Genomic DNA, 22,012 nt, shown 5'->3' on the forward strand with positions numbered 1-22,012 from the left:
CCGACTCGACCGTTCTCTCGCGATGAACCCACCAAATGTGCACGTTGGGCAAATTTGCACAACACGCAAGTTTGGTGGATACTTGTATGTGGCAAGCAACGCGGGAGGGAGGCGACATGGACGTCGCCACGCGAGAACTGGAGACCCGGCTGCGCGACCTGATGAAGGTCGTGCGCCTGGTCAAGCAGCTCGGCTCCGAGCGCCACCCGTCGATCCCGAGCGGGCTGCTCGGGACCCTGACGCTGATCGCGCGGGCCAACGGCCACGGCGAGCCCACCGGCTGCCACGCGAAGGAGCTGGCGGTCCAGGCGGGGCTCGACCCGTCCACGGTCAGCCGGGCGGTCGCCGCCCTGGTGTCCCACGGCCTCGTCGAACGCCGTGCCGACCCCGGCGACGGTCGCGCCAGCATCCTCGTCGTCACCGACCGCGGCCGGGCCGCGCTCGACGAGGCCCGGACCTGGTACGACGACCTGTTCGGCCGCGCGCTTGCCGACTGGACCCCCGAAGAGGTCGAGGCGCTCACGTCCGCGCTCGGGCGCCTGACCACCAACGTCGAAGGAGCCCTGGGCTCCACCTGGGAGGCCGCGCGATGAGCGCACCCGCCACCACGAGCACCGGTACCGGTCCCGGTGCGATGAGCCACCGGCAGGTGATGGAAGCCCTCAGCGGCCTCTTGCTGGTGCTGTTCGTCGCGATGCTCAGCGGCACCGTCGTCTCGACGGCGCTGCCGCAGATCATCGGCGCGCTCGAAGGCTCGCAGACCCAGTACACCTGGGTCGTCACCGCGACGCTGCTCACCGCGACCGCCACCACGCCGATCTGGGGCAAGCTCGCGGACTTGTTCAACAAGAAGACCCTCGTCCAGGTCGCCATCGTGCTGTTCATCCTGGGCTCGATCGTGTCCGGCTTCGCGCAGAGCGCCGGTCAGCTCATCGCCGCCCGCGCGTTCCAGGGCATCGGCGTCGGCGGCCTCCAGGCCCTCGTGCAGGTCGTGATCGCCGCGATGATCCCGCCCCGCGAGCGCGGCCGGTACAACGGCTACCTCGGCGGCGTGATGGCGGTGGCCACCGTCGGCGGCCCGCTGCTGGGCGGCCTCATCGTGGACACCTCGTGGCTGGGCTGGCGCTGGTGCTTCTTCATCGGCGTGCCCGTCGCCGTGATCGCGCTGTTCGTGCTCCAGGCCACGCTGAAGGTGCAGACCGCCCGCCGGCAGGACGTCAGGATCGACTACCTGGGCGCGAGCCTGATCGCGGCCGGCGTGAGCGTGCTGCTGATCTGGATCTCCTTCGTCGACTCCTCGTTCGCCTGGCTGTCCTGGGAGACCTTCGCCATGGTCGGCGGGTCGATCGCGCTGCTGGGCGCGGCGGTGGCCGTCGAGGCGCGGGCCGCGGAACCGGTCGTGCCGCTCGGGATCGTCAAGCAGCGCACCACGGCGCTGGCGATCCTGGCCAGCCTCGCGGTCGGCATGGCGATGTTCGGCGGCGCGGTGTTCCTCGGCCAGTACTTCCAGATCGGACGCGGCTACACCCCGACCGAGGCGGGCCTGCTGACCATCCCGATGATGGCGGGCGTGCTCGGCTCCTCGATCATCGCGGGCCGGCTGATCACCAGGACCGGCAACGTCAAGCCCTACATCGTGACGGGCGCGGTCGCACTGGTGATCGGGTTCCTGGCGCTCGGGCAGATCGACCACGACACGTCGCTGGTGCTCGTCGGCGCCGCGATGCTGCTGGTCGGCGTCGGGGTCGGCATGACCATGCAGAACCTGGTGCTCGCGGTGCAGAACACCGTCCCGCTCAAGGACATCGGCGCGGCCAGCTCGACCGTCGCGTTCTTCCGCTCGCTCGGCGGCACGATCGGCGTGTCCGTGCTGGGCGCCGTGCTGGCGCGGCGCGTCGAGGACGCCATCACCCGCGACCTGACCGCGGCGGGCATCCCGGCCACCGGCGGTGGCGGCGGCAGCCTCAACATCGCCGCCCTCCCCGACGCCGTGCAGCACATCGTGCGCGCCGCCTACGGCGACGCCACCGGGCACATCTTCCTCATCTCGGCGGGCATCGCCGTCGTGGGCGTGATCGCCGCCCTGCTGCTCAAGCCCGTGAAGCTGCGCAGCAGCCTGGACCTCGTCGAGCCCGGGCAGGAGACCAAGCCCGTCGCGTGACCCCGTTCGCGGGCACACCGCGCCCGACCGTCCCGCGCGGTCGGGCGCGGTGCCGCGTCACCAGCCGATCGCGAGGGCCTGCGCACCGCTCACAGCCGTCACGTTCTGCGCTGCCCGGTGGGCGACGTTCCCGCGGTGACCCCACCGGGAGCGGGTCGTCAGCCCAGGCGCAGGCCCAGCGAGGCGGCGATCGTGAACGCCTGCTCCGGGTCGATCAGCGCGCCCCGCACGGTGGTGGCGAGCGGGTCCAGCGCCGACAGGTCGCTGCCGCGCAGGTCGGCCCGCGAGAGGTCGGCGCCGTGCAGCCACGCGTCGGCCAGGTCCACCCGGTGCAGGGTCGTGCCCGCGCAGTTCGCGCCGGTCAGGTCGACCTCGCGCATCATCACCCCGGTGAACGACGCCCGCCGCAGGTCCGCGCCCGGCAGGCCGACCAGCGACCAGTCGCCCCCGTCGACCTTCAGCAGGTCGAACGCGCCGCCGTCGAACACGCTGCCCACGAGCTTGCAGTCGGTGAAGGAGGCGTCGAAGAACGAGCACCGGGTGAACGCGCAGTTGAGGAACGCCGAGTCGACCAATTCCGCGGTGTTGAACTCCACCCCGCGGAACGTGCACTCCCGGAACACCGCGCCGCGCGCCGTCGCCCCGGTCAGGTCCACCTCCGCGAACGCCGTCCGCTCGTGCCGGTGCCCGTCGAGGTCGAGGGTGTCCCAGTCGCGGTCGTGGACGGTCCTGTCGGCGGGTGGCGGGGCGGTGCCGCAGCGGCGTTCGGCCATGCCGAGACCCTGCCACACCGGGATGCGCCCGTTCACTGTCGGCGCGCCACCGGACCTCCGCGGCCCCTCGCGTCAGTGCGCGCCACCGCAGCACTCGTGCGGGTTCTCCGACTCCGCCGGCCGCAGCACCCCGCCCACCGCGGGTTCCACGAGCAGCACCAGCTCGCCGTCCCGGCACACCGGGCGCAGGAAGCCCAGCGTCTCCACCGGGTCGGTCGGCGCCACCGGCACCCCGATGCCCACGACCCGGTCGATCGCCGAGCGGGCCACGACCTCCGCGGCCGGATGCGTGCCGGTCAGCGCGTCCTGCCCCGGGAAGCGGATGCAACGGCCGTCGGTGCGGTCCCGCGCACCGACGGCCGCGCGTGCGCCGGGTGAGTCCGTGGAGTCCGGTGTGGACACCGGCGCGCCCAGCAGCTCCGCCACCGGCTCCCCGGTGACGTGCGCCGAAACGGCGGTGACCGCCACCGGTCCCCGGTGGTCGACGTGGGTGAACACGAAGTCCGCGTCCCCGGTCGCCGCCAGCACGAGCGCGTCCAGGTGGGCCGCGCCGTGCCCGCCGGGGAGGACGGGCACGGCGCCGATCCAGGTCATCAGATGACGTCGACGAACACCGGGTTCGCGTAGAACCACAGGTCCGACCACGGGTCGGCGTCGCCGAGGACGTCCATCACCGGGTTGCCGTCCGAGGTCAGCCGGTTGCCGTCCGAACCGCGCAGCCGCAGGTAGAACGCGCCGTCGACATCGCGGAAGGTGTGCGTGAACTTCACCGTGCCGCGTGCCTTCCGGCCCACCTCGAAGGTCTTCACGACCGTCGTGAGCGGCGCGCTGAACGCGTCGCGGTCGGCCACCGGGCCGGTGATCGGACCGGCGACGAGGTCGACCTTCGCCAGCCGGGGCACCACGCCGGAGAAGTTGGCGCCCCGCGCCAGGTCGACCTCGACGGTCACCTCGACGTCGTCGCCGCGCCGCACGAACGTGCGTCCGCCGATCGTGACGCCCCGGTTGTCGCCCTCGCCGAGCGAGCGCACCCGCACGTTCAGGCCGTCGACGACGCGGCCGTGCACGGCGACGACCTTGCCGCCCTGCATGCCCCGCATGACGTCCACGTAGGACTTCGAGTCCGAACCGACCAGCGTGGAGCTGTAGAAGCCGGGGAAGTAGTCGCCGTAGACCTGCTCCACGCCGGTGTCGACCGGCGCGCCCTTGCTGCCCGTGGTGCCGTGGTCGCCGGGACCCGGCCTGAACGTGTCCCGGTGCACCTGGTGGGCGTCCGAGGTGGCCGTCACCCACCACGGCCGGCCCTCGGCGAGCAGCGAGTCCCACAGGCCGCCGACCTTCGCGGTCATCCAGTCGAAGCCGCCGTAGGTGCGGTACGGGTTCTCGGTGGCCGTGGGCGCGAAGCCGGGGAAGCTGTCCTGGTTCGGCGACCCGTCGTAGTACCCGCGCGCACCGCCCCGCCCGCCGTTGGCGGTGCTGATGCCCGCCGCCTGGTGGCCGGGCGCGCCCTCCATGCCGACCGCCACGTCCGGCGCCGCGTCACGCCAGCCGCGGATCTCGTGGGGGCTGTCCACGCCGCGCCGCGCCGGGTGGTTGGCGAACATCAGCGCGATCTCCGTGCGACCGGACAGCACCTGCGACTCCAGGTAGCGCAACGCCGCCAACGCGTACGGCTCGCCGTCCGCGCTCGTGGAGCGGGTGATCAGCCCCTTGCCGCCCTGCGCCGCGGGCGTGGACAGCACGCCGCCGTCGTAGGCGGCCTCGAAGGCGCGCAGGATGTCCACGGCGGAGCGGCCGGGCGGCAGGAACACGGTCGCGTGCTCCGCGCCCGGGATGTTCCACTCCAGACCCTGGTAGACCAGCACGTCCCGGTACGAGCGGCGCGCCTTCTCGATGTCCGGCGTCACCTGGTCGATCGAGAACTTCTCGTGCGCCACCCCGCCGTGGTCGGTGATGACGACCCAGTCCAGTCCGTGCTGCCGCGCCTTCGCGACCTGCTGCGCCACCTCGTACTGCCCATCGGACGAGTACTTGGTGTGGATGTGGTGGTCACCCGCGTACCAGCGGTTCCGCCCACCCCACGGGTTCACCGGCCGCGCCGGGCGGTCGTCGTGCGCGTGCGCCGGCGTCGCACCCACCGCCGTCGCGATCCCGGCCGCGCCCAGGCCGGCCAGGAACCCGCGCCGCGCCACGGAGAGGGGACGGTCGTCGCGGTCGTCGCGCCAACTCCCCCCGACCTCCTCGTCGTGGTCGTGGTCGTGGCCGTGGTGGTGGTGCGGCATGCGGGGGACTCCGATCTGACCTGAACGGCAGCGGCGCAGCGAAGTATCGTGAGTCGGCCACGTGTCCGGTGGTGTGCGCGGCCGAACTCCGGGTGAACACTTCGAACCCGGATTCGTCCGCGACCGGTCCCCACCGCCGCGGAGCGGAACCGGGCGCCCGGTGGCCACCTCGTCGCCCGGCGGGGGCCGGGAGCAGACTGGGGACGTGGACAGCAGGCGCAAGCGCGGGGAGCTGCGGATCTACCTGGGCTCGGCACCCGGTGTGGGCAAGACGTTCGCGATGCTCGGCGAGGCGCGCCGGCGGCGGGAGCGGGGCACTGACGTGGTCGTGGGGCTGGTCGAGACGCACGGCCGGGAGAGGACCGCCGCCCTGCTCGACGGGCTGGAGCGGTTGCCGCTGCGGGTGGTGGCGCACCGCGGGGTCGAGCTGGCCGAGCTGGACGTGGACGGGGTGCTGGCCCGCGCGCCCGAGGTGGTCGTGGTGGACGAGCTGGCGCACACCAACGCGCCCGGCTCGCGCAACGCCAAGCGCTGGCAGGACGTGGAGGAGCTGCTCGACGCGGGCGTCGACGTGCTGTCCACGGTCAACGTGCAGCACCTGGAGTCGCTCAACGACGTCGTGGCCCGCATCACCGGCGTCGAGCAGCGCGAGACCGTGCCCGACGAGGTCGTGCGCCGCGCCGAGCAGGTCGAGCTGGTCGACCTCACGCCCGAGGCGCTGCGCCGTCGGCTGGCCCACGGCAACGTCTACGCCGCGCACAAGATCGACGCCGCGCTGGGCAACTACTTCCGCGTCGGCAACCTGACGGCGCTGCGCGAGCTGGCCCTGCTGTGGGTGGCCGACCAGGTCGACGTGGCGTTGCAGCGCTACCGCAGCGAGCAGCGCATCACCGACACGTGGGAGGCCCGCGAACGGGTCGTCGTGGCGATCAGCGGCGGCCCGGAGAGCGAGACGCTGATCCGCCGCGCCCGCCGCATCGCGCTGCGCGCCGGGGCCGACCTGCTCGTCGTGCACGTCCTGCGCGGCGACGGGCTGTCCGGCGCGCCGCCCCGGCTCGTGGGCGGCGCCCGGCGCACCGCGGAGGACCTGGGCGCGACCTACCACACCGTGGTGGGCGACGACGTGCCGACCGCGCTGCTGGAGTTCGCCCGCGGCGTCAACGCCACCCAGCTGGTCCTGGGCACGTCGCGCCGCTCGCGGCTGGCCCGCGTGCTCGACGAGGGCATCGGCTCGGCCGTCGTGCAGGCGTCCGGGCCGATCGACGTGCACATGGTCACGCACGACGAGGCGCGCCGCGGTCCGCGCCGGCGGTTGGCCGGCACCGCGCTGGGCCGGTCCCGCACGCTGGCCGGGTGGGCGCTGGCGGCCGCGCTGCCGGGCGCGGTGACCGGCCTGGGCCTGCTGTGGGACGACGGGCTGACGGTGTCCACCGACCTCGTCGGATACTTCCTGGCCACCGTCGTGGTCGCGCTGGTCGGCGGCCTCGGCCCGGCGGTCTGCGCGGCGCTGCTCGGGGCCGGGCTGCTCAACTTCTTCTTCACCGCGCCCCGCTACAGCCTCGCCGTGGCCACGCCGGAGAACGTGGTCACGCTGATCGCGATGCTGGTGGTGGGCGCACTGGTCGCGCTGGTCGTGGACCGCGCCGCCCGGCTGGGCGAGCAGGGCGCGCGGGCCCGCACCGAGGCCGCGCTGCTCGCCTCCTACTCCCGCACCGTGCTGACCAGCCCGTACCCGCTGGCGCGGCTGCTGGAGAAGGTGCGCGAGAACTTCGGGCTGGAGTCCGTGGCGCTGCTGGAGCGCGGGGACGGCGGGTGGGAGCGGGTGGCGTGCGTCGGCCCCCGGCCGTGCGACGAGCCCGACGAGGCGGACGTGGACGTGCCGGTCACCGCCGAGGTGCACCTGGCGCTGCGCGGCCGGACCCTGCCCGCGGGCGACCAGCGCGCCCTGGAGGCCGCCGCCGGGCAGGCGCTGATGGCGCTGCGGCAGCAGCGGATGGCCGCCGAGACCGCCGAGGCGCAGCGGCGGGCCGAGACCACCGAGCTGCGCACCGCCCTGCTCTCGGCCGTCGGGCACGACCTGCGCACGCCGCTGACCTCGATCAAGGCCGCCGTCGGCAGCCTGCGCGACGCCGAGCTGCGGCTGTCGGAGCAGGACACCGCGGACCTGCTGGAGACCGTCGAGATCTCTGCGGACCGGCTCACCGGGTTGATCGACAACCTGCTCGACTCCTCGCGCCTGGCCACCGGCGCCGTCGCGCCGCAGCTGCGCGCCGTCACGTTCGACGAGGTCGTGGCGCGCGCCCTGGCGGGCATCGACGAGCGTCGCGCCGTGTCGGTCGACGTGGCGGAGGAGCTGCCGGCCGTGCGCGCCGACCTCGGGCTGCTGGAGCGCGTCGTGGCCAACGTCGTGGACAACGCCCTGCGGCACGGCAGGCTCAGCCCGCGCCGGGCGGTCGACGTGGACGGCGACGGCACCATCGCGGTCGACGAACCCGAGGTCGTCCTGCGTGCCAGTGCCCACCACGACCGCGTGGAGCTGCGCGTCGTCGACCACGGCCAGGGCCTGCCGAAGAACACGGCGGACGCGGTGTTCGCCCCGTTCCAGCGGCTCGGCGACCGCGACGCCACCCCCGGCGTCGGGCTTGGCCTGAGCGTGGCCAAGGGGTTCGTGGACGCCATGGGCGGCGCCATCACCGCCGAGGACACCCCCGGCGGCGGCCTCACCGTCGTCATCTCGCTGCCCACGGCGTCATGACCACCGTCCTGCTCGTCGACGACGACCCGCAGCTCTTACGGGCGCTGCGGATCACGCTCACCGCGCACGGCTACGACGTGCGGACCGCGGCCGACGCCGCCGGCGCGCTGCGGGAGTGCGCGCTGCGGCCGGACCTGGTCGTGCTGGACCTGGGCCTGCCGGACGCGGACGGCGTCGACGTGATCGCCGAGGTGCGCCGGGCCGGCACCGTGCCGATCGTCGTGCTGTCCGCCCGGCTCGACTCGGCGGACAAGGTGCGCGCCCTCGACGCCGGCGCCGACGACTACGTCACCAAGCCGTTCGGGACGGACGAGTTCCTGGCGCGGGTGCGCGCCGCCGTGCGCCGCTCGGCGCGGCGGCCGTCCGGCGAACCACCCGTGCTGGCGGCGTCCTTCACCGCCGACCTGGTCGCGAAGAAGATCCACCGCGACGGCGGCGAGGTGCACCTGACGCCGACCGAGTGGGGCCTGCTGGAAGCCCTGGTGCGGGCCGGCGGCGAGGTCGTCAGCGCGCACGACCTGCTGGTGGCGGTGTGGGGTCCGGCGTACACGGACGCGACGCACTACCTGCGCGTGTACCTGGCCCAGTTGCGCCGCAAGCTCGAACCGGACCCCGCCCGACCCCGCCACCTGCTCACCGAACCGGGCCGCGGCTACCGCTTCCGGCCGTGAGGTCCGGGGGAACCGCCGTGCCCGCCCGGCGCGGTCACGCGGCCCCTCGGCGGCTGACCGGCCTCAGGCGCGGGTGGTGCGGCGGGTCCGGGTCGGCGCGCGGGGTGTCCGGTGCGTCGGGGGCGCCGGTCGTGCCCGGCGCGGTGGGCACCGGGGTGCTCGTGCCGTCCGGGGCGCGGTGGGTGCGGCGGACGAGCAGCAGCAGGGCCAGGCCCAGGACCAGGACCGCGTGCGACGTGACGCGGGTGGCGGTGGCCTGGCCGGCGATCAGGTCGCGGGCGGAGAAGGCGGCCAGGACGGTGACGAAGGCGGCCACCACGGGGAGCAGGCCGGCGGCGGCGCGGGGGCGCAGGGCCGCCCACAGCAGACCCAGGCCCAGCGCCAGGTTCCACGCGGTGCTCTCGTTGAACAGGTGCGTCCCCGTCGAGCCGTGGATGCCGTGACCCGACGCCTGCGCCGCGGCGGGAGTCGTGCCCAGCACCTGGGACAGGCCGAGGGTCAGCTGGGCCACCGCCACGGCGGCCAGGCCGGCGCGCGGGTACCAGCCCCGCGTGCGCACGACCGGGGGCGCGGCGGCCACGACGGCGGCGGCGAGGTCCGGGGTGGGCGTGGCCGGTCGCAGGCGCAACGACCTGGTCAGGGTCGCGGCGCCGTCCTGCCACGTCCGGCACGCCGCGCAGCCCGCCAGGTGCGCGTCGGTCTCGGCGGCGGGCGCCGGCTCCGCTTCCCCGTCGAGGCGGGCGGACAGGGCTTCGCGGCAGGTCTCGCAGTCCACTCCGACATTGTCGGCCACCCGGCGGCGGAAGTTCCCGGGATGCGCGGGCCCGGTCGGCGGAACCGGCGCCCGCGCACCCGGTCGGGCCGGTCAGCGGATCGGCGTGGTGGGGACGGGTGTCCAGCGCACCGCCTTGAGGACGCCGTCGGCGGTGGTGCTCTCGCCGACCACGACGCCCCGGTCGTTGATCGCCACCGGCAGGCTGTGCGCACCGCCGAGCGACCCCAGGTAGGTGACGCGCCCGTCGCGCCACAGGAACGCCCTGGGCGCGTCCGGGTCGTCGGCGGACGTCCAGCCGACCACGTCGCCGCGCTCGTTGACCGCGACCGCCTCGGCCGGACCGGGCACGCCCAGCACGACCGGCTTCCCGCCGCCCGGCCACACGACCGCGCGCCGGACCCCGCCCACCGCGGACCAGCCGACCACGTCGCCGCGCTCGTTGATCGCCTGCGGGCCGTCGGCCACGCCGCCCTGGTCGGCGAGCACGGTCACCGCGTCCCCCTCCCAGCGCAGGGCGAGCGGGTACCGGTTGCCGACGACCACGCCGGCCTCGTTGACCGCCTCCACCGCGTACCCGCCGGTCCCGGGCGCGGCGGCCAGGGGTGCGCACGAGTCGGTGGTCGGGCAGCGGAACGCGTACGGCTCGCCCGACATCGGCGTCCTCGACCCGACGACGACGCCCGCGTCGTTGACCGCGTCCAGCCACAGGTGCGCCCCGGGCAGCGGCAGCGGCACGTGCCGCCCGTCGCGCCACACCGACGCCCGGTCCTGGTGGTAGCCCGCCGGCGAGGGCGAGTACGTCATCGGCACGACCCCGTGCGAGTTGATCGCCCGCGCGACCACCCAGCCCGCGCCGGCGGGGGTCAGGTCGGTCACCCGGCCCTCGAACCAGATCTTCGGCTCCTGCACGTACGGGCCCGCGCCGCTGACGGGCACCAGGCCGAGCACCTGGCCGCGCCGGTTGATCGCGGTCGGCAGGCCCGTGCCGAGGTCGGTGGCCGCACCGCCCGGGGACCACAGCACGGCGTGCGGCGCGCCGTTGCCGTAGGTGGCGCCCACGACTTGGCCGAGGTCGTTGAGGGCGATCGCGCGGTGCGTGGGGTAACCGGGCAGACCGGGCAGTTCGGCGACCGCGAAAGCGGTGGCGGTGGGTGCCGCGGCGGCGGGCGGGGTCGTCAGGACGAGTGCGGTCGCCAGGGCGAGCACGACCGCGGGCAGGCGTGGCTCGGGCATGGTCGCTCCATTGCGGGATGTCCGGGAGGGGCGGCACTGGATCGATTTCGACCGTAGTCCCGAGCGCACCGGGACGGTGTGGGCCGGACAGCGCAAAACGCGGGACCGGTGGTCCTGTTCCGCCGTTCCGGTCCACTCGCTGCCGCGACGAGTGCGACGCCGGAGTGCTCGATCGTGTCATTGCCGCCCCCGGTGGCCACTACCGATCATGGGGTGGTGAAGAGCCGGGAAATCCGGATCGCGCTCCCGCCCGGCCTGCCGGGTGAGCGCTGCGCCGGGGTCGAGCACGCGGTCGTCAGCCTGATGAGCCTGTGGGACATCGACGACGACCGGGTGAGCGTGGTCGAGGTCGACGACGGCGCGCCCGAACAGCCCAACCCCGGCGCGACCCCGTGGTGACCGCCCGGGTGGGATGACCCGCCCGCGACCGGCCCCCAGGCGCGTCGACCCCCTGAATGCGCTTTCCCGAAGCAACCCCGTGGCACTCCGCGGTGTCCTGGTCACCGAGGGCAGTGGCGGTCGGTGAGGTACCGCCACGGTGATAGGGGGAGTCCGCATGTCCCGCAGAACCAGGGCGCCGCTGGCGCTCGGGCTGGTGGCGGCGGTCGCGATGACCGCCACGACCGGCCTGTCCGCGTCCGCCGAACCGCCCGGGTCGCGACACGCCGCGGCCCCGTCACCCGCGACCCCGTCACCGGGGGCGCGCGAACCGGGAGGCACGGTCACCCTGCTGACCGGCGACGTCGTCACGCTCCGCGCCGGCCGCGCCGAGGTGCGCCCGGGCCCCGGGCGTGCCGACACGACGTTCGTCCAGCGCCGCGACGAGCGCGGCGACCTGCACGTGCTGCCCGACGACGTGCTGGACGACCTGCGGTCCGGCCGGCTGGACGACCGGTTGTTCGACGTGACCGCCCTGATCCGCGCCGGGTACGACGACCGGTCCACCGGCACCACACCGCTGATCGTCACGTCGGACGGACCCGCGGTCGCCGGGCGGCCGCTGCCCAGCATCGGCGGGTACGCGGTGCGGGCGCCGAAGGACACCGCGTTCTGGGCCGGCGCGCAGGCGGCCGGGGTGGCGAAGGTGTGGCTGGACGGTCCGGTCCGCGCCACGCTCGACCGCAGCGTCCCGCAGGTCGGCGCGCCGAGCGCCTGGGCCGCCGGGCACACCGGCCTGGGTGCCAGGGTCGCCGTGCTGGACACCGGCGTCGACGCCGCGCACCCGGACCTCGCGGGCGCCGTCGTGGAGTCGCGCAACTTCAGCGACAGCCCCGACACCGACGACCACGTCGGCCACGGCACGCACGTCGCCGCCACCATCACCGGCTCCGGCGCGCACCGGGGCGTGGCACCGGACAGCGTCGTGCTCAACGGCAAGGTGCTGGGTGACCACGGCGGCGGCTACGAGTCCGACATCATCGCGGGCATGGAGTGGGCCGCGTCGGCGGGCGCCGACGTGGTCAACATGAGCCTCGGCAGTTCGATGCCCACCGACGGCACCGACCCCATGTCGCAGGCCGTCGACCGGCTCACCCGGACCACCGGGGCGCTGTTCGTGGTCGCGGCGGGCAACAGCGGACCGTCCGACGAGACGATCGGCAGCCCGGCGGCGGCGGAGCACGCGCTCACCGTGGGCGCGGTGGACCGGGCGGACGGGCTCGCCGGGTTCTCCTCGCGCGGGCCGCGCCGGGGCGACGGCGCGATCAAGCCGGACATCACCGCGCCCGGCGTCGACATCGTCGCGGCGAAGGCGGCGAACGGCCGCATCGGCACCCCGGTCGGCGACGCGCACGTCGCGCTGTCCGGCACCTCGATGGCGGCGCCGCACGTGGCCGGCGCGGCGGCGATCCTGGCAGCCCGGCACCCCGACTGGGGCCCCGCCGAGCTCAAGAGCACGCTCATGGCCAACGCGGAGCCCAACGCCGGGCTGACCGTCCACGAGCAGGGCGCGGGCCGGGTCGACGTGGCCGCCGCCGTCGAGCAGACCGTGGCGTCGTCGCCCGCGTCGCTGAGCCTGGGCACGGCGCGGTGGCCGCACGGCGACGACGCGCCGATCGAGACACGGCTCGTCTACCACAACCCCGGGACGACCCCGGTGACCCTGGAGGTGACCGCCGACCTCCGCGACCCGAACGGCGCCCCAGCCCCCGCCGGCATGGTTGAGCTGTCCCCGTCCACGGTCACCGTGCCCGCCCGCGGCGAGGTGCCGGTCTTCCTCACCGTCCGCACCTCGGTCGACGGGCCGGACGGCCTGTACGGCGGCGTGATCGTGGCCACCGGCGGCGCGACGACGCTGCGCACGCCGATCGGCGTCGGCAAGGAGGTCGAGAGCTACGACGTGGAGGTGACGTTCCTCGGCCACGACGGCGAGCCCACCCCGGAGTACTCCCACCGATTCGTCGACCTCGACCACCCGAAGGCGCACCTCGGGTACGACCCGTCCGGCACGCTCGTCACGCGCCTGCCCAAGGGCACGTTCTACCTCGACGCGACGGTCCTGGACCCGGGGACCCGGCGCCACACCCAGTTCCTCGAACCCGCCTTCACCGTCTCCGGCCCGCGCGAGGTCGTGTTCGACGCGCGCGCCGGCAAGCCGCTCGGGTTCCGCGTGGAGGAGCCGGGCGCGGAGGTGGGCCACACCGAGGCGTTCTTCGCGCTCACCACGGCCTGGGGCTCGACCGGCAACGGGTTCATCGGGTTCCGGCCCGACGCCGGCCTGGCGTTCGCGCCGTCGACGACCTCGTCGCCCGGTGCGGCGAGCTTCAGCGCGGCGGCCCGGCTCGCCAGGCCCGACGGTGACGGGACGTACGCCGGCAGCCCGTACCAGTACTCCGTGGGGTGGCGGCACGACGGCGCGGTGCCCGAGTCGCTCGACCGGGCGTTCCCGCGCCGGGAACTGGTGGAGGTCAGGTCGCTGTCCGCGTCGGCGAAACCCGGCACGACGGGGTTCCGCGACCAGATGGCGGGCGGCCCCCTGCCGCTGGAGATCACCGAGCGCTACTCGCCGGACTTCGACTGGTACGGCGACTTCCACCAGGTGAGCGACCCGCGGGCGTTCCCGTCGGACGGCTACCAGTCGACCGCCCGGCCGAGGCGCTTCACCGCGGGCCGGACGGTCACCGAGAAGTGGAACACCGCCGTGTTCGGACCGGCCTTCCCGACGGGGAACCGCCCGGACGAGTGGGCGGGCCGCGTCGGCGACGAGGTCGCGGTCTCGGTGCCGCTGTTCACCGACCAGGACCCGAACCACTTCGGGTCCTCGCGGGTCGACTCCGCCAGGACCACGCTGCACCGTGACGGCGTGCTGGTCGGCGACGTGCCGAGCAGCGGGTACTTCCGCGGCGCGGTGCCCGCCGGTCCGGGGACCTACGTGCTGCGCGTCGAGGCCGGGCGCTCCGGCGTGGCCGAGCTGTCCACGCGCGTGGCGGCCGACTGGACGTTCGCATCGGACACGGTGGCGGGGAAGGACCCGCGGCCGCTGCCGCTGCTGGCCGTGCGCTTCGCACCCGTCCTCGACCGGTCCAACCGGGCCGCCGCCGGGCGACCGTTCGCGTTCCCGGTGTACGTGCAGCGCAACGGCGCCACCGGGGCCGCCGGGGTCCGCACGGCCGTGCAGGTGTCCTACGACGACGGCGCCACCTGGAAGCCGGTGCCGCTGGTCAGGCTGGGCGAGCGGTGGATCGCCGCGGTGCGGCACCCGGCCGGGGCGGACTTCGTCTCGCTCAAGGCGCAGGCGCGTGACGCCGAGGGCAACTCGGTCGACCAGACGATCATCCGGGCCTACGGCCTGAGGTGACCGCCCCGCCGGACCTGCCCGCTAGCCGGGCAGGTCCAGCGGGTTGCCCGTGACGCGGTCGGCCCACCCGGTCGTCAGCAGCTCCGCCGCCGCGCAACCGGGCTTCCGCTCGGCCTGGTCGCGCACCCGCGCCAGGAACGCCTCCGCGAAGCCCAGGCGCGGGTACCGGTCCAGCAGTTCGCCCCGGAACTCCGCCGGGAACAGGTCCACCCCGTGCCCCGACACGTCGGCGTTCACCGCCACCTGGAGCAGGTGCGCCTCCGGGTCGTCGTCGGCGGGTACGTCGTCGCGCGTGTGCAGCACGATCACCTCGGCCAGCCGGTCCCGCCGCGCCGGACCCCAGCCCGCGCCCGCGGCGAACACGCGGGCCACGTGCGCGCCCGCCTCCTCGAACGGCAGGGTGTGGCTGTCGAACGGCGCGGTCAGGCCGAGGTCGTGCAGCAGCGCCGCCACGTACAGCAGTTCGCCGTCGTGCGCGACGTCCTCCCGCGCGGCGTGCGCGCAGGCCCACGAGTAGGCGCGCAGCGAGTGGTTCAGCAGCCAGGGCTCGCCGTGTTCCTGGACGACCTCCAGTGCCGCCGAGGCGGCCCGGGAGTCGGGCGGGGTGAAGAAGTCCACCCGGCGCAGCCTAACCGGCCCGACGGCTCCCCACCCGGATCTTCGCGCGATCGGCGTCCGGGCCGCGGCGGTGGCCGGGGATCGCCTGATCGTGGCCGGTCGCCGTCGGTACGGTGCCGGTGTGCCGGTACCGCTGATCGGGGTCGTCCTCGCGTCGACCGGGAGGTTGGCGCCGCTCGGTGTGCCGCTCGACTTCGCCGCGCGCGCCCTGCCGTGGCCCGTGGACGTGCTGGTGCGCGACAGCGCGTCGACCGCGGACGGGGCGCGTGCCGCCGTCGCGTCCCTGGCGGAGGCCGGTGCCCGGCTGGTGGTGACGCTGGGCGGCACGGAGACGCTGCCCGCGGTGGCCTCCGCCTGCGTCGAGCGGGAGGTGCCGTGCGTGTCCACGACCCTGCCGTGGCAGGTGTTCACCGCGCGGGTGCCCGATGCCGGTTGGGCGTTCCACTTCGGCTGGGGGCTGGACGACATCGCCGAGGTGTTCGCCGACCTGTGGGAGCGGGTGGGGCCGGTGCGCGTCGGGTGCCTGTGGAACGACGGTGCGCAGGGGCGGGCGCTGCGGCGGTGGTTCAGGCCGGTCGCCGAGGCCCGCGGGCACGAGTTGGTGGACCTGCCGTACCGCGAGTCCGGGCGGCTGCCCGACGTGACGGACCTGGAGGTGGTGACCGCCGCCGCCACGGCGGCGGACCTGGCGGCGGCCCTCCACCGCGCCCGCCCCCGGCTGGTCACCTGCTCGCGCTGGCTGACCTATCCCTTCGCCGTGGCGCGCCACCACGCGCTGGACCGGGTCGCCACGGTCGTGTCGTGGACTCCGGAACGCGCCGGCGGCGCGGGCCGCGACCTCGCCGCGGCCTACGAGGCGGCGACCGGGTCGCAGTGGTCGCAGCCGCTGGGGTTGGCGCACGCCCTGATGGAGGTGGCGTGCCACGCCGCGACGGCGTCGACCTCCCGCGCGGGCGCGGCGGCGGTGCTGTCGGGCGCGCGGGTGCCGACGGTGGCCGGTGTGCTCGACTGGGCGGGTGGGCCGGCGCCGGGTGTGGCGCGCATCCCGCCGGCGGGTGGGCAGTGGCGTGCCGGGGACCGGCCGGAGCTGGTGGTCGTGGACAACCGCCGCGCACCGGCCCTGCCGGTCGGCGGCGACCTGCTGCTCGGCCCGTGACCCGGCGGGCGTCCGGCCGGCCGTCGTCCGTGCCCGGCCCGGCCCGGAGCGGGCTCAGTCGGTGACCAGCGTGAAGGTGAACCGGTAGCCCACCTCGGCCCCGCTGCCCGCCCGGACCGCCCTGCCCTCACCGCGCGCGTTCGCGTACGCGCCGGTGCCGCCGGTGACCGCCACCGCCGTGTCGTCGAAACCGGCCGCGATCGACCTGTAGTGGCGCCTGCCGGACAGGTGCAACTCCTCGTCGCCCAGGCGGAACACCGACGTGCAGTGCGTCGTCACCGCGGGCGGTACGGCCACCGACACCGCCACCACACCGCAGTGCGAGAACCCGTCGCCGACGCGGGCGCCCTGCGCGTCGAACAGCTCACCGCCGCTGACGAAACCGCTGCCCACCACGGGGTTCACCGCCGCCGACATCAGCGTCCGCTTGCTGAGCACCTCCACGGTGGCCTCCCGGCCGCCGGTGTCCGCCGCGGCGCCGGCGCCGACGAGCGCTCCGGTGAGCGCCACCACGAGCCATGGCTGGACCTGCACGGCACACCTCCACGTCGGGACCCGGTCGCACCTCCGAGGCTAGTTCCGTTGCGGTGCCGTGGTAATCATCCGACAGCGGGGTCGCGAACGGCTGACCGACCGTCCACATCGGTACCGTCCGCGCACCCGCCGATCCCGTGCCGCCGGTCAACCACACTTCGTGGTGAAGCGCGGTGGCACGGTCCGGTCACGGGCTGGTGCAGGAGAGGGTCGGCGTCGACGCGGCGCCGCCCCCGATGTAGCCGAACGTCGCCGAGGCGCCGGACGCCAGGGAGCCGTTCCAGGCGGCGTTGCGCACGACCGCCGTCGACCCGCTGCCGCTCGACACCCCGCCCCAGACCTGGTTGACCGCTTGGCCGGCGGACAGCGCCCAGTCGACCCGCCACCCGGTGATCGGCGTCGCGCCGGCGGTCACCGTGACCTCCGCCTGGAAGCCGCCCTGCCACGAGCCGACGACGCGGTGCGCGGCCGTGCACGCACCCGGCGGACGAGTGGTGGTCGTCGTGGTGGTGGTGGTCGTGGTGGTCGGCGTGCTGCCGCCGTCGTCGATGCTGCCCGGGATCGAGCGCAGGGCGTCGTACCAGGTCGTGGCCATCTTGGCGTAGCCGCCGGCGTTGGGGTGCACGCCGTCGGCCAGGTCGGCGGTGGTCAGCGCCCGGTACATGTCGACCAGGTGCACCTTCCCGCCCGCGTCGGCCTTGCTCCGCACGATGCCGGGGACGGCGGCGTTGAAGGTGCGCACCGCCGCGTCGTAGGAGGACAGCGGGGTGATCGTGGCGACGAGGAGCACCGCGTCGGGCGCCTGGGCGGTGATCTTGTCGATCAGCGCCGACAGGCGCTGCGGCGCGCCGGCGGGGTTGCTGCCGTAGATGTCGTTGGTGCCGATGTGCAGCAGGATCGTGCGCGGGGTGTGCGTGCGCAGCCAGGTGGTGATGTTGGCGTCGATCTGCGCGATCGTCCAGCCGGAGTGGCCCTCGTGGTCGCGGTCGCCGAGGGTGCCCGGCCCGTTGGCCATCGAGCCGACGAAGTCCACGGAGTGGCCGCCGGCGACGAGCTTCTGCCACAGGTCGACGCGGTAGCCGCCGGGTACGTTGAAGCCGTCGGTGATGGAGTCGCCCAGCGGCATCACCCGCACCGCCGCCGCGGGCGTGACGTCGGACCCGGCCTGGGCCGCGCTCATCGCGGACGCCGTGACGAGGGCCGCGAGCGCGGCGACGGCGGCGAGCAGTCGGGGTGTTCGGGCCATGGGTCTTCCTTCCGGTGCGGGCGGGGCGGCGGTCCGACCCCGACGCTACGGAAAGTCGCGGCGGAAGCAACGGCTGTTCCGGTGCAAGTCCAAGCGAGACGCGGCGGCGGACGCGCGGCGGGTGTCCCTACAGGGGTGCCGGGTCGATGCGGTGCCGGACCAGCGCCTGGTGGAACTCGTCCCGCTCGTGCGCGTCCACCAGGTCGGCGGCCACGTCGCGCAGCTTCCGGTTGGTGTTCTGGGACGCCCGGCGCAGCAGGTCGAAGCTGGTGTCGGCGCCGTGCGTGAAGTGGCGCATCAGCAGGCCCTGGGCCAGGCCGATGGTGTGCCGGGTGCCGAGCGCGGTGGTCAGGTGCTCCACCATCCGCCTGCTGTGGTGCAGCACCTCGATGTTGTCGAGCACGATCCCGGTGTGCAGGGTGACCAGCAGGACCAGGTCGTAGGCGTGATCGTCGAACCGGTGCGGCGCGCGGGAGAGCAGGGCCACGGCCGCGCCGGGGGAGCGCTCGGTGGGCACGGGCAGCACCAGGCAGCTGCGGTAGCCGTGGAGCGCGAGCCGGGAGGCGAACAGCGGCCAGCGGCGGTCCTCGCGCGTGTCCTCCAGGCGGCGGGGTTCGCGGTGGCGCAGCACCTCGGCCACCGGGCCGTCCCGGTTGACGCGGCCGGTGTCGTCGAGCGGTCCACCGGTCGAGGCGACGACCTCGGCGCCGTCGTCGCGGCCCACCGCGATGAACGCGAGGTCGCACCCCGGCACCTCCTGGACCAGGTGGGCGACGAACCGCCGGGCGGTGGCCTCGTAGTCCTCCTCGCCCATCAGACGGGACATCTCCGCAAGCCCGGAAGCGAGGCGCAGGAACGCGCTCCGGTCGCCCGTCATCGGTGCACCCCTTCGCGAGTGGACTCCAGCGAGGTCTGCGGGAGTCGATCGCCCGGGTGCTGCGCTGCTGAACACCGCCGGCGCTGCACGATAGCGCACGGCCCCCGTTCAGTGCGGGGTCGGACCGCCTGCCGGCACGACGCCGTCCGCCACCAGGCCCGCCAGGATCGCCTCGCCCACGGCGGTCAGGGCCGACTGGGGGCGGATCATCACGGTGATCGCGCCGATCCTGCCCTCGTCGTCGAGTTCGAGCAGGTCGATCCCCTCGACCTGCTTGCCCTCGACGAGGGTGCGGAAGTGCAGCACGTGCCCGTTCGGGCCGTCGTACTGCCCGACGTAGCGGAAGTCCGCGAAGGTCCGCTGGAGCACGCGGAACAGCGCGCGCACCGCGTCGATCCCCTCGAACGGCCGGAACTTCACCGGGCTGTGCAGCACGACGTCGTCGGCGAACAGCCCGGTGGCGCCCACGACGTCGCCGGACTCGACGCGTGCCTTGAACTCCAGTGCCGCGTTCACGGTGCTCCTCTCAGATGGTGGCGGCCAGGCGCGTGCCCTGGTCGATGGCGCGCTTGGCGTCCAGTTCGGCGGCGACGTCCGCGCCGCCGATGACGTGGGTGACGACGCCGCGCGCCGTCAGGTCGTCGACCAGGTCGCGCACCGGCTCCTGGCCCGCGCAGAGCACGACGGCGTCCACCGCGAGCACGCGCGGGTCCCGCCGGTCGGGGCCGAACGCGATGTGCAGGCCCTCGTCGTCGATGCGCTCGTAGTGGACCCCGGTCAGCTCCTCCACGCCCTTGGCCCGCAGCGCCGCGCGGTGCACCCAGCCGGTCGTCCTGCCCAGGTCCTTGCCGATGCGGGAGGTCTTGCGCTGCAACAGGTACACCTGCCGGGCGGGTGGCGCGGGCGCGGGCGCGGTGACGCCGCCCCGGTGCTCGGCGGGGTCGGCGACGCCCCACTCGGCGCGCCAGCCGGCCAGGTCCGCCGGGGTGTGGGTCAGGAACTCGCACACGTCGACGCCGATGCCGCCCGCGCCGATCACCGCGACCCGGGGGCCGACCTCGACGCCGTGCCGCACGACGTCCACGTAGGTCAGGGCGCGCTCGACGCCGGGGATCGCCGGGACGCGCGGCACGACACCGGTGGCGACGACGACCTCGTCGAAGCCGGTCAGGTCGTCGGCCGAGGCGCGCCGGCCGAGGTGCGGCTTCACCCCGGTCAGCTCGACGCGCCGCCGGTAGTAGCGGATCGTCTCGGCGAACTCCTCCTTGCCGGGGATGCGCCGGGCGATGGCGAACTGGCCGCCGATGTCGTCGTCGGCCTCGAACAGCTCCACCGCGTGCCCCCGCTCGGCCAGCGACGTGGCCGCGGCCAGCCCCGCCGGTCCCGCGCCGACCACCGCGACGCGCTTCACCCGCCGGGTCGGTCGCAGCACCAGCGTGGTCTCGTTGCCGGCGCGCGGGTTGACCAGGCAGGTGGCCTTCTTCAGCGAGAAGGTGTGGTCCAGGCACGCCTGGTTGCACGCGATGCACGTGTTGATCTCGTCCGCGCGGCCCTCGGCGGCCTTGCGCACCCAGTCCGGGTCGGCCAGGAACGGCCGCGCCATCGACACCAGGTCGGCGTCGCCGCGCGCCAGGACCTCCTCGGCGACCTGCGGCATGTTGATCCGGTTCGAGGTGACGACGGGGATGCCGACGTGCGGCTTGAGGCGCGCGGTGACGCCGGTGAACGCGGCGCGCGGCACGGAGGTGACGATGGTGGGCACGCGGGCCTCGTGCCAGCCGATGCCGGTGTTGATGATCGTCGCGCCCGCCGCCTCCACCTCCTGCCCGAGCGCGACCACCTCGTCCCAGGTCTGCCCGTCCTCGACCAGGTCGAGCACCGACAGCCGGTAGACGATGACGAAATCGGGCCCGGCGGCCTCGCGGCAGCGGCGCACGACCTCGACGGCGAGGCGGCGGCGGTTCTCCGGCGTGCCGCCCCAGCGGTCGGTGCGCCGGTTGGTGCGGGGCGCGAGGAACTGGTTGATGAAGTAGCCCTCGGAGCCCATGACCTCGATGCCGTCGTACCCGGCCTCGCGGGCCAGGGCGGTGGCGCGGGCGAACGCGTCGACCTGTCCCCGCACGCCCCGGTCGCCCAGCGCGCGGGGCCGGAACTTCGAGATCGGCGCCTTGATCGCCGACGCGGACACGCTGAACGGGTGGTAGGCGTAGCGGCCCGCGTGCAGCAGCTGGAGGGCGATCTTCCCGCCGTTGTCGTGCACGGCCTGGGTGATCGCGCGGTGGTTCCGCGCCTCGCCGCGCGTGGTGAGCTTGGAGGCGAACGGGTAGAGCGAGCCCACCCGGTTCGGCGCGAAGCCGCCGGTGACGATCAGCCCGACGCCGCCGCGCGCCCGTTCGGCGAAGTAGGCGGCGAGGGCGTCGAAGTCCTTGGCGCGGTCCTCGTTGCCGGTGTGCATGGAACCCATGAGGACGCGGTTGGGCAGCGTCGTGAAGCCCAGGTCCAGCGGTGACAGCAGGGTCGGGTACTCGGTCATCGCCGGTCCTCTCGGGAGTCGTCCTGGCGCAGGGCGGCGAGCACCTCGTCGCACCACTCGACCAGCGCCTGCTCGGCCCGCACGCCGCCGCGCAGGACCAGGTACTGGTGCAGTTGCCGCCCGGACAGGGCGGACGGGTCGGGGAAGTCCTTCTTCTCGACGGCGCGGTACGCGTCCAGCCGTTCCCCGTGCAGGTCGCGGTGCCGCGCCACCTCGTCGGCGAGCACGGCCGCGTCGCCCAGCGACGCCCCGCGCACCTTCACCGACAGGTCGTGCCGGAACGTCTCGGGCTCGCTCGGCTCCGCCACCCACCGGCGCAGCTCCTCGTGGCCAGCCGGGGTGATGTCGTAGACCTTCTTGTCCGGTCTGCCGTCCTGGGCGACCTCGTCCACCGACACCCAGCCGAGTTCCACCATGCGCTTGAGCGTGCGGTAGATCTGCTGGTGGGTGGCGGCCCAGAAGAAGCCGATCGACCGGTCGAAGCGGCGCGCCAGCTCGTAGCCCGAGCCGGAGCGCTCGTCGAGCGAGACCAGGATCGCGTGCTCCAACGCCATGTGCCGCACCGTAACGTGCAACGGAGTGCAGTGCAACAAGTTGCATAA

Annotated in this window: 19 protein-coding genes; 7 read left to right on the forward strand and 12 right to left on the reverse strand. The window is 74.6% G+C overall.

The annotated features are described in order from the left end of the window. The first annotated feature begins 116 nt into the window (after positions 1 to 116). Entirely contained in the window at positions 117 to 593 is a 477-nt protein-coding gene (locus tag J2S66_RS07400) for a MarR family winged helix-turn-helix transcriptional regulator (RefSeq protein WP_306750396.1), read from the forward strand. Continuing rightward, a complete protein-coding gene (locus J2S66_RS07405; RefSeq protein WP_310305412.1) occupies positions 590 to 2,161 on the forward strand; it encodes an MDR family MFS transporter in 1,572 nt (523 codons plus the stop codon). The genes J2S66_RS07400 and J2S66_RS07405 overlap by 4 nt, the downstream gene beginning before the upstream one ends. Before the next feature lie 158 nt (positions 2,162 to 2,319). On the opposite strand, the gene J2S66_RS07410 is transcribed toward J2S66_RS07405, so the two are convergent. The 3 genes from J2S66_RS07410 to J2S66_RS07420 form a co-directional block, all read right to left on the reverse strand. Beyond that, the gene (locus J2S66_RS07410; protein WP_310305418.1) at positions 2,320 to 2,934 is read right to left on the reverse strand and encodes a pentapeptide repeat-containing protein; all 615 of its coding nucleotides are present in this window, start codon (positions 2,932 to 2,934) and stop codon (positions 2,320 to 2,322) included. Between the two features lie 72 nt (positions 2,935 to 3,006). Beyond that, positions 3,007 to 3,528 carry a hypothetical protein gene (locus J2S66_RS07415; RefSeq protein WP_310305422.1) on the reverse strand — a complete coding sequence of 174 codons (522 nt, stop codon included), beginning with the start codon at positions 3,526 to 3,528 and terminating at the stop codon, positions 3,007 to 3,009. Next, positions 3,528 to 5,216 (reverse strand): PHP domain-containing protein, encoded by a 1,689-nt coding sequence (locus J2S66_RS07420; RefSeq protein ID WP_310305426.1) that lies wholly within the window; start codon positions 5,214 to 5,216, stop codon positions 3,528 to 3,530. Before J2S66_RS07420 ends, J2S66_RS07415 begins: the two co-directional genes overlap by 1 nt. A gap of 205 nt (positions 5,217 to 5,421) precedes the next feature. On the opposite strand from J2S66_RS07420, the gene J2S66_RS07425 reads away from it, so the two are divergent. Next, positions 5,422 to 7,971, forward strand: coding sequence for a DUF4118 domain-containing protein (locus J2S66_RS07425; protein ID WP_310305430.1), 2,550 nt, complete (start codon positions 5,422 to 5,424; stop codon positions 7,969 to 7,971). Continuing rightward, positions 7,968 to 8,642, forward strand: a complete 675-nt coding sequence (locus tag J2S66_RS07430; RefSeq protein WP_310305432.1) for a response regulator — start codon at positions 7,968 to 7,970, stop codon at positions 8,640 to 8,642. Before J2S66_RS07425 ends, J2S66_RS07430 begins: the two co-directional genes overlap by 4 nt. Positions 8,643 to 8,676: 34 nt before the next feature. Here J2S66_RS07430 and J2S66_RS07435 read toward each other — a convergent pair whose 3' ends face one another. Beyond that, a complete protein-coding gene (locus J2S66_RS07435) occupies positions 8,677 to 9,417 on the reverse strand; it encodes a zf-HC2 domain-containing protein (protein ID WP_310305435.1) in 741 nt (246 codons plus the stop codon). A gap of 90 nt (positions 9,418 to 9,507) precedes the next feature. Continuing rightward, positions 9,508 to 10,650 (reverse strand): hypothetical protein, encoded by a 1,143-nt coding sequence (locus J2S66_RS07440; protein WP_310305437.1) that lies wholly within the window; start codon positions 10,648 to 10,650, stop codon positions 9,508 to 9,510. A gap of 216 nt (positions 10,651 to 10,866) precedes the next feature. Between J2S66_RS07440 and J2S66_RS07445 the strand changes: the two genes are divergently transcribed. Both J2S66_RS07445 and J2S66_RS07450 read left to right on the forward strand, forming a co-directional pair. Next, on the forward strand, positions 10,867 to 11,049 hold the full coding sequence (locus J2S66_RS07445) for a hypothetical protein (protein ID WP_310305441.1): 183 nt from the start codon (positions 10,867 to 10,869) through the stop codon (positions 11,047 to 11,049). Between the two features lie 157 nt (positions 11,050 to 11,206). Next, a complete protein-coding gene (locus tag J2S66_RS07450; RefSeq protein ID WP_310305445.1) occupies positions 11,207 to 14,446 on the forward strand; it encodes a S8 family serine peptidase in 3,240 nt (1,079 codons plus the stop codon). 21 nt (positions 14,447 to 14,467) lie between these two features. On the opposite strand, the gene J2S66_RS07455 is transcribed toward J2S66_RS07450, so the two are convergent. Continuing rightward, entirely contained in the window at positions 14,468 to 15,064 is a 597-nt protein-coding gene (locus J2S66_RS07455; RefSeq protein ID WP_310305448.1) for an HD domain-containing protein, read from the reverse strand. A gap of 121 nt (positions 15,065 to 15,185) precedes the next feature. Between J2S66_RS07455 and J2S66_RS07460 the strand changes: the two genes are divergently transcribed. Then, complete coding sequence (locus J2S66_RS07460; RefSeq protein WP_310305451.1) at positions 15,186 to 16,220, forward strand: ABC transporter substrate-binding protein; 1,035 nt, start codon at positions 15,186 to 15,188, stop codon at positions 16,218 to 16,220. Positions 16,221 to 16,274: 54 nt separating this feature from the next. On the opposite strand, the gene J2S66_RS07465 is transcribed toward J2S66_RS07460, so the two are convergent. The 6 genes from J2S66_RS07465 to J2S66_RS07490 form a co-directional block, all read right to left on the reverse strand. Then, the gene (locus J2S66_RS07465; protein WP_310305454.1) at positions 16,275 to 16,754 is read right to left on the reverse strand and encodes an allene oxide cyclase barrel-like domain-containing protein; all 480 of its coding nucleotides are present in this window, start codon (positions 16,752 to 16,754) and stop codon (positions 16,275 to 16,277) included. A 187-nt stretch (positions 16,755 to 16,941) separates the two neighbouring features. After that, a complete protein-coding gene (locus J2S66_RS07470; RefSeq protein ID WP_310305457.1) occupies positions 16,942 to 18,000 on the reverse strand; it encodes a GDSL-type esterase/lipase family protein in 1,059 nt (352 codons plus the stop codon). A 127-nt stretch (positions 18,001 to 18,127) separates the two neighbouring features. Next, positions 18,128 to 18,877, reverse strand: coding sequence for a GAF and ANTAR domain-containing protein (locus J2S66_RS07475; protein WP_310305461.1), 750 nt, complete (start codon positions 18,875 to 18,877; stop codon positions 18,128 to 18,130). Positions 18,878 to 18,985: 108 nt separating this feature from the next. Continuing rightward, positions 18,986 to 19,393, reverse strand: a complete 408-nt coding sequence (locus J2S66_RS07480) for a nuclear transport factor 2 family protein (RefSeq protein WP_310305464.1) — start codon at positions 19,391 to 19,393, stop codon at positions 18,986 to 18,988. Between the two features lie 10 nt (positions 19,394 to 19,403). Beyond that, complete coding sequence (locus J2S66_RS07485; RefSeq protein ID WP_310305467.1) at positions 19,404 to 21,410, reverse strand: oxidoreductase; 2,007 nt, start codon at positions 21,408 to 21,410, stop codon at positions 19,404 to 19,406. Next, positions 21,407 to 21,964, reverse strand: coding sequence for a PadR family transcriptional regulator (locus tag J2S66_RS07490; protein WP_310305469.1), 558 nt, complete (start codon positions 21,962 to 21,964; stop codon positions 21,407 to 21,409). The genes J2S66_RS07485 and J2S66_RS07490 overlap by 4 nt, the downstream gene beginning before the upstream one ends. Positions 21,965 to 22,012 lie beyond the last annotated feature (48 nt).

Origin of the sequence: Saccharothrix longispora, assembly GCF_031455225.1 — a bacterium.
Lineage (GTDB): Bacteria > Actinomycetota > Actinomycetes > Mycobacteriales > Pseudonocardiaceae > Actinosynnema > Actinosynnema longispora.